Source organism: Lentzea sp. NPDC051213 (assembly GCF_044455585.1).
GTDB lineage: Bacteria > Actinomycetota > Actinomycetes > Mycobacteriales > Pseudonocardiaceae > Lentzea.
Window position 1 is genome coordinate 84,197 of record NZ_JBITEX010000015.1, and the last position, 12,755, is coordinate 96,951.

9 protein-coding genes are annotated in these 12,755 nt (G+C 70.2%); 5 read left to right on the forward strand and 4 right to left on the reverse strand.

The window, feature by feature from the left end; all coding sequences use genetic code 11:
• Positions 1–144 precede the first annotated feature (144 nt).
• Positions 145–642: a DUF2165 domain-containing protein gene (locus tag ACIA8G_RS42985; protein ID WP_396424601.1), complete on the forward strand. Its 498-nt coding sequence runs from the start codon at positions 145–147 to the stop codon at positions 640–642.
• Here ACIA8G_RS42985 and ACIA8G_RS42990 read toward each other — a convergent pair.
• The 3 genes from ACIA8G_RS42990 to ACIA8G_RS43000 all read right to left on the reverse strand — a co-directional run bounded on the left by ACIA8G_RS42990 (position 617) and on the right by ACIA8G_RS43000 (position 6,341).
• Entirely contained in the window at positions 617–2,662 is a 2,046-nt protein-coding gene (locus tag ACIA8G_RS42990) for a diguanylate cyclase domain-containing protein (protein ID WP_396424602.1), read from the reverse strand. The two genes, ACIA8G_RS42985 and ACIA8G_RS42990, sit on opposite strands and share 26 nt — an antisense overlap.
• A 149-nt stretch (positions 2,663–2,811) precedes the next feature.
• Positions 2,812–5,130, reverse strand: coding sequence for a LuxR C-terminal-related transcriptional regulator (locus tag ACIA8G_RS42995; RefSeq protein ID WP_396424603.1), 2,319 nt, complete (start codon positions 5,128–5,130; stop codon positions 2,812–2,814).
• A 2-nt stretch (positions 5,131–5,132) separates the two neighbouring features.
• Entirely contained in the window at positions 5,133–6,341 is a 1,209-nt protein-coding gene (locus tag ACIA8G_RS43000; RefSeq protein ID WP_396424604.1) for an Hsp70 family protein, read from the reverse strand.
• Positions 6,342–6,554: 213 nt separating this feature from the next.
• On the opposite strand from ACIA8G_RS43000, the gene ACIA8G_RS43005 reads away from it, so the two are divergent.
• The 4 genes from ACIA8G_RS43005 to ACIA8G_RS43020 all read left to right on the forward strand — a co-directional run bounded on the left by ACIA8G_RS43005 (position 6,555) and on the right by ACIA8G_RS43020 (position 12,143).
• Positions 6,555–7,463, forward strand: a complete 909-nt coding sequence (locus tag ACIA8G_RS43005) for an IniB N-terminal domain-containing protein (RefSeq protein WP_396424605.1) — start codon at positions 6,555–6,557, stop codon at positions 7,461–7,463.
• Positions 7,464–7,665: 202 nt separating this feature from the next.
• The gene (locus ACIA8G_RS43010; protein WP_396424644.1) at positions 7,666–9,465 is read left to right on the forward strand and encodes a dynamin family protein; all 1,800 of its coding nucleotides are present in this window, start codon (positions 7,666–7,668) and stop codon (positions 9,463–9,465) included.
• A complete protein-coding gene (locus tag ACIA8G_RS43015; protein ID WP_396424606.1) occupies positions 9,462–10,856 on the forward strand; it encodes a hypothetical protein in 1,395 nt (464 codons plus the stop codon). The genes ACIA8G_RS43010 and ACIA8G_RS43015 overlap by 4 nt, the downstream gene beginning before the upstream one ends.
• Positions 10,857–10,871: 15 nt before the next feature.
• Entirely contained in the window at positions 10,872–12,143 is a 1,272-nt protein-coding gene (locus ACIA8G_RS43020) for a PhzF family phenazine biosynthesis isomerase (protein ID WP_396424607.1), read from the forward strand.
• Here ACIA8G_RS43020 and ACIA8G_RS43025 read toward each other — a convergent pair.
• Complete coding sequence (locus tag ACIA8G_RS43025) at positions 12,133–12,564, reverse strand: nitroreductase family deazaflavin-dependent oxidoreductase (RefSeq protein WP_396424608.1); 432 nt, start codon at positions 12,562–12,564, stop codon at positions 12,133–12,135. The two genes, ACIA8G_RS43020 and ACIA8G_RS43025, sit on opposite strands and share 11 nt — an antisense overlap.
• Positions 12,565–12,755: the final 191 nt, after the last annotated feature.

The following is a 12,755-nucleotide window of genomic DNA, read 5'->3' on the forward strand; positions in this document are numbered from 1 at the left end:
ATCGTGGTGCCGGCCCCGCGTCCTCGTACTGGTTGTACGGGGGCGCGGGGGCGGTGCCGCGAGGCGCCCTGCTGAACACCGGAAGACGCGGTGAAGGAAGGCGGTCACGGCACTGGCCGCAGCCTATCGGTTACTGTCCGCGCCATGCGTCTTCTTGCTCGGGTCGGCAGCTTGCGCGCGGTCGTCGCAGTGACCGTCGGGTTCATCGCCCTCAACATGCTTCTCGTGGTGCTCGGCAACGTCACGGACTACGGCACGAACGAGGCGTTCGTGCGGCACGTCCTGTCGATGGACACCACGTTCGGCAAGGAACTGAAGTGGCGGGCGATCAGCAGCCCGGCGATCGTCACGGTCGTCTACGTCGCGATCATCCTGTGGGAGGCGATCTCGGCGGTCCTGCTGACCGCGGGCACGATCGCCTACATCCGCGACCGGGAGGACAGCGCGCGCAAGCTCGCGTCCGCCGGTCTGCTGATGATCGTGGCGCTGTTCCTTGGCGGGTTCATCACCGTCGGCGGCGAGTGGTTCGCGATGTGGCAGTCGAAGGACTGGAACGGCATCGCCGCCGCACTGCGGATGGTGACCATCGCGGGCTTCGCGCTGATCCTCGTGCACCTCAGCCCGCGTCGGGCCAGCTCGTAGTCGGTTCCACGCAGAACACCGGCCCGACCCCCGCGTCGGCGCCGAGCTCACCCCACCAGTCCCGCTGCTCGGCGTCCTCGACCGCGTCGATCACCACGAGGCCACCTGCCTCGTGCACGAACGTGACGAGGTCGCTGAGCACGTGGGAGACCAGCTCGTCCGGCTTCTGGCAACGGCCCTTCACCCGCACGGCCCGCACACCCACGGACCGGACCAGTTCGATCTCCGCGGTCGAGCCCTTGAAGTCACGGGCGCCGATGTGGATGCCCATGTCGGAGAGCAGGTCGAGGTTGTCGGCGGCCTCGCTGTCCTCGGACGCGAGCACGTGGACCGGGAAGCCCAGCAGCAACCGGCCGGCGGGCAGTCCGGTGTCGGCGAGCACCCTGCGCACGTCGCGGACCAGGTCAGGGCTGTTCGCGAGGCTCTCGGTCAGGCACACCGCGAGCATCTCCTCGTACTCGCACGCCACCTCCGCGGCCCTGCGCAGCATCCACTCGCCGAGCGGCAGCATCAGCCCGGTGTGCTCGGCCATCGACACGCACTTCTCGTGCCCGATCAGGCCGACGTCGCGGTGCCGCCAGTTCAGCTCGGCCTCGACGCACACTCGCGCCACGCCGTCGAGCTTCATCACCGGGTTGAAGACGACCTCGATCTCGCCGTTCTCCCACGCGCCGGGCATGACGGCGGCGAGCGCGAACTCCTCCTGCTCCCGCTTGTCCTGCGTCGCGTCGTGCAGGCCCCACTGGCGGCGGCCGCTGCGCTTGGCCCGGCGCAGCGTCATGTCCGACGCCCGTAAAACCTCGGCGGGGTGATCGCCGGGGTGCAGCCTGGGCAGCACCCCGATCGACGCGGAGACGGCGACGCCCTGGTCGCCGAAGTAGACGGGTTCTGCCAGTTCGTGCTCGATCGTCCGGATCGTCGAGTCGACGTCCGGCGTCGCCGGCCCGTTCTCGACCAACACGGCGAACTCGTCGCCTTCGAGCCGCGCGACCATCGCCTTCTCGCTCGAGAACACCGAGGAGAGCCGTTCCGCGACGACCTTCAGCACCTTGTCGCCGATCTCGCGGCCGAGCCCGTCGGTGATCACCGCGAACGCGTCGAGGTCGAGGTGGTAGAGCGTCACTCCGTGCTCGATGTCGCTGTGCAGCAACGATTCCAGCCGCGTGGTGAGGTACTGGCGGTTCGGCAGCCCGGTCAGCGCGTCGTGCAGCGACTGGTACTGGAGCCGGCCGCCTAGCAACGTGAGCTGGCTGTCGTCGTCGATCAGCACGACGTACTGCTTCGGGTTGTCGTCCGCGTCCCTCTGCATGGTCGCCGCGAGCAGCACCCGGAAGTGCTCGCCGTCGCGGTCGATCAGCCGCGGTCGTTCCTCGATCCGCCGCATCCGCCCGTGCTTCAGGCTCTCCAGCGCGTCCTTGATCAGCGGCAGGTCCGCGGGCGCGATCAGGTCCTGCAACGTCATTCCCGCGACTTCCTCGCGCCGCAGGATGGTGCACAACGCCTCGTTCGCCCGTTCCAGCTCACCGTTCAGGCTGACCATCGCGATGCCGGTCGACGAGTGGGCGAAGATGTCCTCGAACCGCTCCTCGCTCTCCTGAAGATCGAGCTGCACGGCCCGGTTCGCCCTGAGCAACGCCTGACTGATGCTCTCCTGCTGCTCCAGCACGAACGCCTGGATCGCGCCGGTGTAAGCGGACGAAATGGCCCCGATGACGAGCGCAGCCCTGCGCGCGCTCGCTCCCTCGGCCTCGACGAACTCCGCGAGCACCTCGACCGACTTCCGCAGGCTTTCCGCGCCGACGCAGTGCATCTCGACCATGCGGGTGCCGACTAAGGAGGCCCCGAAGGGATCACCGGTGAGCGCGTCCGCCACGACGTTGAGCAACTCGTGGAGCTCTTCCGTCAGCTTGGCGGCGGAGAGCGGGAGATATGCGGTGCGGCTGACCTTGATCGCCCAGTCGCGCGCCAGTTCGTCACGTCCTGGTGGGCGCGACGATCTCGCGTCGTCCTGGCTCGGCAAAATCGATCCACCTGACCTGCTCGGCGAGCAACGGTGCGGAAGCCTACCGCCAGCAAACCACACCGTCCCGTTGCACGGGGACCTTCGCCCCAACGGGGGTATCGCGATCTCGCAGCGTCACAAGGATTAATCGCTCAATCGGACCAACTTCAGGCTGTACCCACGATGTGGCGCAGCTGAGCCAAAAGATCACTTCGACTCGTGCTGCCCAACCGCTGCCGCATCCGCGCCATGTGGTGCTCGACGGTCTTGGCCGAGATGAACAGCCGATCGCCGACCTGCTTGTAGGTCATCCCCTCCAGCACCAGCTGGGCGACCTCGCGTTCGCGCTCGCTCAGCTTCCCGATGTCCTCGGCCACGACCGGCGCGTCGCTCTCGGCCGCGCGCCGCGCCGACACCGGGCGGCCCTGCAACAGCCGTGCGCAGTCCAGCAACCGCACCATCGCCTGCCGGTCCGACGTGCGGATGGCGGCCTGGCCGGCCAGCCTCGAGGCGTCCCACCACTGGCCGACGGCGTGCAGGCTCCGCGCGGCCTCCTCGACGCGGTCCGGATCGACCTTGCCGGCGACGACGTCGAGCCAGCACTCGGCCGCCCCGGAGATGATCGCGCAGTACCTGTTGTGATCGCGGTTCACCGCCAGCGCGGCCGCGTGTTCCTCGGCGGCGGCGTGGTTCTCGTCGATGATCGCGGCGTGCAGCAGGCTCCAGTGCAGCTGCGTGGTCCACAGCGGCGGATTTCCCAGCGCTCGCAGCAAAGCGGCCGCCTGCGCCAGGTGCGGGGCCAGCCGGTCCTGGTCGCGCAGCCTGGCCGCCGCGGCGGCGAACTCGCCCAGCGGCAGGAGGCTGAAGAGGTCCACGGGGTGGCGCAGGACGGCTTCGCAGGCCTGTTCCCACGTGCGGCGCAGGGTGGCGAGGTCGCTGTTGCGCCTGGCCACACCCACTTCCAGGGCCACCGCGAAGATCCAGTCGCGGGGTTCGAAGGGGCCGCGGACGGACATCAGGGTCTCGCGGGCCACGGCGAGGTTGCCGCGCAACATGTGCAGCCAGGCCTGGAGCAACCGGTGGCGGACGGACATCAGCACACCGCCCGTGCCCGTTTCGACGGCGCGATCCAGCACCGACTCGGCGACGTTCGGCTCACCGCAGTGCACGGCCACCAGTGCGGCCAGCGCAGCCGGGCTGTCCGGCAGCAGGACCGCTCCGCCCGCCGGTTCCAGCATCGACGACGCACGGACCAAAGTGGACAGTGCGGCGGTCTCGGCGCCGGAGACCGACTGGCGGACGCCTTGCAGCATCAGTGATGCCGCGCCGCCGAGCATGGTCGGGGGCTGCGCGGGCATCTCCTCGAACAGGTGCCCGGTACCGATCAGGCCGATGCCGGCGAACGCCGCCGCGTACGGGGTCCCGGCCCAGCGGAACAGCTCGGTGCTGCGGGCCAGCTGGCCGCGGTGCGCCAGCGCGACCGCGGCGACCTCGGCCGCGGTGCGGCGGTGCGGGGTGTCGGCGGCGCTGATCACCTGGTCGGCCAGGCGCAGCGCGGAGTCGAGGTCGCCTGCCATCGCGGAGGCCGTGGCCCACTGCGCCGCGGTCTCCGCGGACGGTGCGCCGCCACCGGTCGAAGCCTTGAACAGCCGGGCTGCCAGGGCCGGATCGGTGGACAGGGTCTCCCGCGCGGCCGCGGCGAAGACCGGGCCGCCGATGCCGGTGTCCAGCAGCGGTCGCACCAAGTCCAGCACGGGGCCGCCGCGGTCGAGCTGGAGCTGCGCCAGCCGCTGCCGGACCGCGATCCGGCGCTCGGCACGGGTGAGTGCGGCCACCGCCCGATGCGCGAGCGGCACCAGCGTGCCGTCCTCGGCGAGCATGCCGGTGGCGCGGGCGGCCTCGATGATGTCGCTGACCTCGTCGAAGTCCTTGTCCAGCAACGCCGAGAGCAGGTCCAGTCGCCGGGCGGCGCCGGCCTCCGCGGCGAGCAGGAACTTCTGCAGGTCGGCGTCCAGCCAGTCGAGGTCGCCGCGGAACGTGCTCAGCACCTCGGCGGACACCTCGGAGACCCCGCCGAGCCGTTCCACGAACGCGGGCACACCACCGGTCTGCGCGAAGACGAAGTCCACGACCGGCTTGGGGACGTGCAGGAACTCCCGGATCTGCTCGCGGGAGAACGGGCTCAGCGGCACCACCACCGCGCCGCGGGTCAGTTCGGCCAGCACCGAACGGCGCGGCCACGGCCGGTACGCCAGCGCCAGCAACGGTTCCGCGGCCAACGCGCGCAACGAATCGTCGTCCAGCAGGTGCGCGTCGTCGACCACCCGCACAGCGCTGTTGGTGATCTCCTCAAGCAGCGCTGTCTTGCCGTAACCACCAGGCGCCACAACGACAACGCGCAGGCGTGTGCCCGCGGCGGCGTCGTTGATCCGGTCGAGGACTCCTCGCGTGGAGGAGTCCAGCACCAACCTGGCTCGCGTGGTCACGCTCAACGGCCGTCCTCATCGTCGTCGGATCGGGAGCTGGATCGGCGTCCAGCAGGCTTCAGCACGCTCTTCACCCGCTTCACCCGGCGCGGCGGCAGCTCCAGCGGGGAGACGTCGACCGGCGGCCTGGGTGGTGGCGCGGTGAACTCTTCGTCGTCGGTCCGCGCGATCTCGCCGACCGGGAACCGCAACGACGCTTCACGGGTGTGCACGAGCACGGACGTCTCGATGGGCTCCGGCTCGGCCTCGGGACCGACCAGCACCAACCGTGCCGCGACCGCCGCGCCCTTCGCGACCGAGTGCTCCGGTGCGGCCTCGGCCAGCACCCGGCAGTCGACCGTCGCGGACAGCGCGTCGCCGACGACCGGCATCCGGCAGGCGCCCCCGACCAGCAGGACCGCGTCGGGCTGCACGGCACCCACCGCGCGGACGAACGTGCAGACCAGGTGGTCGATGGACGGCCGGATCTCCTCGACGAACTCGTCGCGGGTGACCTCGACGCCGTTGATCACGACCTTGCCGCCGCCGAACGCCCGCTTCGCCGCCTCGCTCTCGGCGGCCGACACGAACCCGTCCTTGCCCAGCCGGCCACGCACGAGCGCGGCCAGCAGGTCGTCGAAGTCGGCACCGGCGTGGTGATCGACGCCCTCGACGTGGTTGACCAGCTCGAACGTCCGGTTCTGGGTCCGCTTGACCACCGACGCGGAGAACGCGTGGCTGCCCAGCGAGAACACGGCAAGATCCGCACCAGCCACCACACGAGAGCGCACGGCGTGGTTCTCAGCGGCCGCCAACGGCTCCGAGACGAGCGTCACGTCGTGCACCCCGACCTGCCGCAACGCCGTGTAGAGCTGCCCCCGCCGATAGGGGCCCCACCCGGCTGGGTGAGTCACGGCCACGTGCCGGGGCTGTTCACCCTCCCGGGTGACGACCTCGCCGATGACCCACATGATCAGCAGCGCGGTCAGCTCCTCGGCCGAGCACCACTCCGGACCCAGCGAGAACGGCACCGCGTCGCCGATCCGGCGCGCGAAACCGGACGCCGTCCAGCCCGCCTGGTCGACGTTGCCGACCGAGAACGTCCCAGCGTCCGTGAGCTGCAGCAACGAGGGCACGACCAGGGCGATCTCGGCGTCGCGGGCCCCGTCGAGGCGGCACACGGCAGCGGTCGTGCGGGTGGTCCCGACATCGACTCCGAGTACATACGCCAAAGCTCATCCTCACCTGTTCGCAGCAGCGACCAGTACCTACACGGGTGAACGAGGGGCGCTCAAGCGGTGCCCCTAATCCCCTAGGGGGTCAACGAGCGTCACCCCTTCGGGGAACGGGGATTCACTGGGAGTGATCCCCGATGTTGGGGGTGGTCCCGCTCTCATAGTTTTCAGCGAAACCAATTGATACGTGCTTCAACAGGAGTCCTTCAGATGATCCAGTCGCCCAGCACGCTCCACGACTTCGTGCTCAACCTGCTCAGCGACCCGTCCCTCAAGGCCGCGTTCGCCGCCGACGCTCAGGGCACGCTGGAGCAGGCTGGCCTGGCGGACATCACCGCCGTCGACGTGCAGGAGGTCATCCCGCTGGTGATCGACCTGCTCCCGGCCACCCCCGCCGGCCTGCCCGCCGTGGAGGGTGTCTACTTCGACGGTGTCCTGGAGGACGTCCTCGCGGAGGGCCCGCTCGGCGCCATCAGCCAGCTGCAGGCGGTCGCCTCGCAGCTGACCACGTCGGGCGTTTCCCTCACCGACATCGGCTCCTCGTCCGCGGGTCTGCTCGCGGCCGACGAGCACGGCCTCACCGTGTGGGCCGGCACCAACACCGCCGACACCTACGGCGCCGGCGCCGTCAAGCTCGACGGTGACTTCTCCGCCGTCGGCGACGTGGCCTCGGTCCTCGACCAGACCACCTCCCCGGTCACCGGCACCGCGCTCGACGTGGCCGACACCGCCACCTCCACCGTCGACTCCACGCTGGCGACCGCCACCGGCGTCGTCCCCGGCGCCGACGGCCTGCTCGGCCAGCTGACCGGCGTGACCGGCCTGGCGGACGGCCTGCTCGGCACCGTTGGCGGCGGCGACGCCAACCTGGGCGCCCTCAACGTCACCGGCCTGGGCAGCGTTGCCGACGGCAACCTCGGCATCAAGACCGACGACACCCTCGGCCAGCTGCAGCACACCGCGGGCGGCGTGGTCGACACGGCCACCGGCGTCACCGGCCACGCGACCGGCCTGACCGGCGACGTCGCCGGTGTCGGCAACGTGCTCGGCACCGTCACCGACGTCGCGGGCGACGTCCCGGTCGTGGGCGACCTCGACCTGGGCGGCCTGCTCGGCTGAGCTTCCTGACCCATCGCGGACCGGCCCTGTCGCCTCTGGACAGGGCCGGTTCGGCGTCTCACCAGGCAATACCCGATTCGTCACCTATGTAGGTGAGGAATGTCACCGGTCCCTCCGAGCTGCCCGGTCTCGCCCGAATGGCACCGGTCTTGCGGCCGAGGCTTTCACCCAAGGGGGTGAACACGGCACTATGAGTCAGGTGATGGCACCGCCCTGGCTCGACGTGCTCGACGAGACGATCGGGGCCTGCGTCACGCACCGGAGGCCCGATCTGGAGGCCCGGCTGCGGGAGAAGCGGGCACAGCAACTCGACCCGAAGTTGCGCGTTCTCGTCGTCGGCGAGTCCAAACAAGGCAAGAGTCAGCTCGTCAACGCGCTGCTCAACGCCCCCGTCTGCGCGGTGGGCGACGACATCACCACGACCGTGCCCACGTTCGTCCAGCACGCCGACACGCCGTCGGCCGCGCTGGTCCGCAACGCCTCGGCGCGCGGCTCGATCTTCCACACGCCGACCGAGCGCATCGCCGTGCCGATCGACCAGGTGACCAAGCAGGCGCACTCGAACCACGTCGTGCGGGCCGAGATCGGTATTCCCCGCGCGTTGCTCGACAGCGGCCTGGTCCTGATCGACACCCCCGGAGTGGGTGACACCCGGTCGGCGCACACCGCCAGCACGTTCGCGACGCTCATGCAGGCCGACGCGGTGCTGCTGGTCTCCGACGCCACCGGCGAGCTGACCTCGGCGGAGATGACGCTGCTCAAGAAGGTCATGGAGGCCTGCCCGAACGTCACGGTGGTCGTCACCAAGATCGACCTGGTACCGACCTGGCGCACCGTCGTGGAACGCAACAGGGCGCTGCTCGCCCGCGCCGGCGTCCCGGCCAAGCTCATCCCGGTGTCGTCCGCGCTGCGGCTGCGGGCCGCGAAGTCCGGCGACCAGCGCCTCAACACCGAGTCCGGCTTCCCCGAACTGCTGGCCTGCGTGCAGCGGGACATCGTGGCGAGTGCCGACCTGCTGGCCCGCCGCGCCGTCGCCGTCGTGGCGTCGAGCGCGATCACCCAGCTGGTCACGCCGTTGCGCGAGGAGCTGACGGCCCACGACTCGACGCGCACGGCCGCCACGATCTCGACCCTGCAGGAGGCGCAACGCCGCGTCGACGAGCTGCGGCGGCGGTCGGCGCGCTGGCAGAACGTGCTCAACGACGAGATGGCCGACCTGATCTCCGACGTCGAGTACGACCTGCGCGACCGCACCCGCAAGATCCTGCGCGAGATCGAGAAGACCTACGACGAGGCCGATCCCGCGATCGGCTGGGACAAGTTCGAGCAGTGGCTGGAGGACAACCTCAACGAGGCCGCCACGACGAACTTCGCCTGGCTGATGGAACGCGCGGAGTGGGTGGCGGGGAAGGTCGCCAAGAACTTCCCCGTCTACCGGGAGGACCTCATCCCCGGCTCGGTGCTGCCCGACGACCTGCTCGAGCCCGTGGGCAAGCTGGAGAAGCCCAAGATCGAGCCGTTCTCGGTGCCGCAGAAGCTCTTCACGGGTCTGCGCGGCTCGTACGGCGGTGTGCTGATGTTCGGTCTGGTCACCTCGCTCGCAGGGATGCCGCTGATCAACGTGATCTCACTCGGCGCCGGTGCGCTGTTCGGCGGCAAGTCGATCCTGGACGAGAGCGACCAGAGGTTGAAGCGCCGCCAGGCCGCGGCGAAGAACGCCGCGCAGAAACACGTGGACGACTTCTTCGTGAAGTGCTCCAAGGACGTTCGCGACTCCGGGCGGCACATCCAGCGCTCGCTGCGCAACCACTTCAGCACGCTGGCGGAGGAGTTGCAGGAGACGCTGCTCGAGTCGGCCCGCAGTGCCAAGCGCGCGATCCAGGACGACCAGACCGAACGCGAGCAGCGGATGCGGGACGGCCGCAAGGAGCTGGACAAACTGGTGACGCTCTACAAGCGGGTGCAGTCGCTGGGCGGCCCCGCCATGGAGCTGTCCGCGTGACCCTGGACCGCGTCGTCTGGTCGATGCTGCAGGAAGCGCTGGCCGTCTACCGCGACAGCCCGCGCGCCACCACCTGGCTGCGCTCGCACGTCGAGCGCTACACCGAACCGGTCAGGATCGCGGTGGCCGGCCGCAGCCGGATCGGCAAGTCCACCCTGGTCAACGCGTTGATCGGCGACGAGTTCGCGCCTCTCGACTCGTTCGTCTGGTACCGCGGCGGAACCGACGCACGCGCACACGTGTTCTCCGGCCCCGGACGGCCGCACGAGGTCGCCGTGTCCAGGCGAGGCCATCGCCAGCACGTCGAGATCGGCCAGTACGACCGCACCGACCGGGTCGTCGTCGAGTGGCCGGCCAGGACGTTGCGCGACATCGTGCTGATCGACACCCCGGACACGGCCACGCCGGAACAGGTGCTGGGCGACGCGGACGCGTTGCTCTACCTGATGCGGCACGTGCAGGACGACGACCTGAAGTTCCTGCAGTCCGCCAACGACCATCCGATCGCCCGCACCGCCGCGGTGCACACCGTCGCAGTGCTCGCCCGTGCCGACGAAATCGGGGCCGGGCGGATCGACGCGCTGTCGTCCGCCAAGCAGATCGCGCGCCGCTACCGCCGTGATGTCTCCGTGCAACCGTTGTGCCAGAACGTGGTCGCGGTCGCCGGGCTGCTCGCGGTGGCCGCGCGGACGTTGCGGGAGGACGAGTTCGCCGCGCTGCGCGCCCTGACGTCGCTCAGCCGCGAGGAGCTGGAGGACAACCTGCTGTCGGCGGACCGGTTCGCCGGCGAGCAGTTCCCGCTGGCGATGGAACCGGCGGTGCGCCAGGCGTTGCTGGAGCGGTTCGGGATCTTCGGCCTCCGGCTGATCACCGCGCTGATCCGGCAGGGCTTCGACAGCCAGGTCAAGCTCACCGGTCAGCTGGTGCAGCGCAGCGGGCTCGGTGAGCTGCGGGACTCGATCGCGGTCCACTTCAGCGAGCGCCGCGAGATCCTCAAGGCCCGTTCCGCGCTGCTGGGCCTGGACGTGCTGTTCCGCATGGAGCCGCGGCAGAACGCCCGCAAGCTGATGGCCGACCTGGAACGGGTCGTGGCCTCCGCGCACGACTTCCGCGAGCTGCGACTGGTGGCCGCTCTGCAGGCCGGCCGCACGAAACTGCCGGCCGAGCTGCAGGCCGAGGCGCTGCGCCTCGTCGGCGCCGAGGGCACAAACCCGTTGGCACGCTTGGGTTTCGACTACGAGGCCGATGCGCGCGAGCAGCGCGAGATGGTGCTCGACGCGCTCGTGCGGTGGCAGGCGCAGGCCGCCGACCTGCACGCGCCGAACGACCACCGCAAGGCCGCGCAGATCGTCGTCCGCACGTGCGAAGGTCTTCTGCAACAGCTGCACTGAGGCACGATGGTTGCCATGGAACTCGTGCTGTGGGGGAACGAGCACTTCGAGCATCTGCTGCGCTGGTCAGCAGATCCGCGCGTGACCGGCTACGTCGGCGACGGCACGACGTGGTCGCCGGAGTACGCGAAAGAACGGCACGCCAAGGCGTTGCGACTGCACGAGAAGCTCGGCTACGGCTGGTTCGCGGCCGTCGAGAACGGCGAGGTGGTCGGGCTCGGCTCGATGGCGTACCGAGGCGAGGCCGGCATCGAGATCGGCTGGTGGGTCGACCCCGCGCACTGGGGCCGCGGCCTGGCCACCCAGATCGCCGCCGCGCTGCGCGATCGCGCGCTCGCCATCAGCCACCGGGTGATCGCGGGCTACCACGACGGCAACGACGCGTCCGGCCGCGTGATGGAGAAGATCGGCATGACGTACGTGGAGAGCTTCCACGCGCACGGAAGACTTCAGCACAAATGGGCGTTGCAACGGGACATGACCGAGGTGCTGCGCTACAGCGCGTTCACGAAGGATCCGGCAGGCGGCAACCCGGCCGGTGTCGTGCTCGACGCTTCTGGGTTGTCCGACGACGAGATGCTCGCCATCGCCGCGAAGGTGGGCTACTCCGAGACGGCGTTCGTGCTGCCGCGCTCCGGCACGCGCGAGTTCGACGTCCGGTACTTCAGCCCGAAGGCCGAAGTGCCGTTCTGCGGCCACGCCACGATCGCCACGTCCGTCGCGCTGGCCGAACGCATCGGCGCCGGGCCGCTGACGTTCCACACGCCGGCCGGTGAGATCGCCATCGAGACCGGCGCCGGTACCGCGACCCTGACCAGCGTGCCGACCAGCACCGCGGAGGCGGACCCCGAGCTGGTGAAGCAGGCGCTGAAATCGTTGCGGTACAACGAGATCGGCGACGGCCCGGTGCACGTCGGCTTCGGCGGCGCCCGCCACCTGCTGATCCCTCTGCGCAGCCGCGAGCAGCTGGCTCAGCTGGACTACGACTTCGACGCCCTGCGCGACCTGATGCTGGCGCACGACCTGACGACGGTGCACCTGTTCTGGCGCGAGTCCGCGGACCTAGTGCACGCCCGCGACCCGTTCCCGGTCGGCGGCGTGGTGGAGGACGCGGCGACGGGCGCGGCCGCCGCCGCGTTCGGTGGCTACCTGCGCGACCTCGAAGGGCCGCAACGGTTCGTGATCAGCCAGGGCGAGGACATGGGCAGGCCGTCACGGCTGGAGGTCGACGCCACGCGCGAGGACCGCCGCGTCACCGTGACGGGCGCGGCCGTGCTCATCCCTTAGTCGGCTCCAGCACGACGACGGGGATCTCGCGGTCGGTCTTCTTCTGGTAGTCGCAGTAGGCCGGCCAGACCTCGTTCATGAGCTTCCACAGCCGGTCCCGCTCGCCGGGGCCGGCCGTGCGGGCACGAGCCGTGAAGACCTCCGGCCCGACCTGCACCTCGGCCTCCGCGTCCGCCTCCAGGTTCAGGTACCAGGACGGGTGCGTCGGCTTACCGCCCTGCGACGCGACGATCACGTAGTCGTCGCCGTCCGGCTGGTAGATGAGCGCGGTGCGCCGCAGCTCGCCGCTCTTGCGCCCCTTGGTCGTCAGCAGCAGCGTGAAGACGCCGGGCCGCCACTCGTGCCCCTCAGCGCCGCCGGTCTCGACGTACGTCTGAATGTGCTTGTTCACCCAGCCAGTGGGAGAGTCCTTCACCGCCATGGGTTCGACGCTACTGCCGCGGAGCGCAGGGTGCGCGGCAGCAGCGTCGAACCGAGGGGTGCGCACCCTCCCGCGCCGGACCCGTAGCGCTGCCGCAAGCGCCGGGCCGGAAGATCGCGTGTGCCCTCCCGCGCCGGACCCGTGAGTGCCGGGCCGGAAGATCGCCAGTGCCGCGACCACCAGCCTTTGCC

Excerpts from the sequence above, each read along its gene's own strand:
- ACIA8G_RS43005 (WP_396424605.1), top strand. The coding sequence starts at position 6,555 with ATGATCCAGTCGCCCAGCACGCTCCACGACTTCGTGCTCAACCTGCTC.
- ACIA8G_RS43025 (WP_396424608.1), bottom strand. The coding sequence starts at position 12,564 with ATGGCGGTGAAGGACTCTCCCACTGGCTGGGTGAACAAGCACATTCAG.
- ACIA8G_RS43010 (WP_396424644.1), top strand. The coding sequence starts at position 7,666 with ATGGCACCGCCCTGGCTCGACGTGCTCGACGAGACGATCGGGGCCTGC.
- ACIA8G_RS43020 (WP_396424607.1), top strand. The coding sequence starts at position 10,872 with ATGGAACTCGTGCTGTGGGGGAACGAGCACTTCGAGCATCTGCTGCGC.
- ACIA8G_RS42985 (WP_396424601.1), top strand. The coding sequence starts at position 145 with ATGCGTCTTCTTGCTCGGGTCGGCAGCTTGCGCGCGGTCGTCGCAGTG.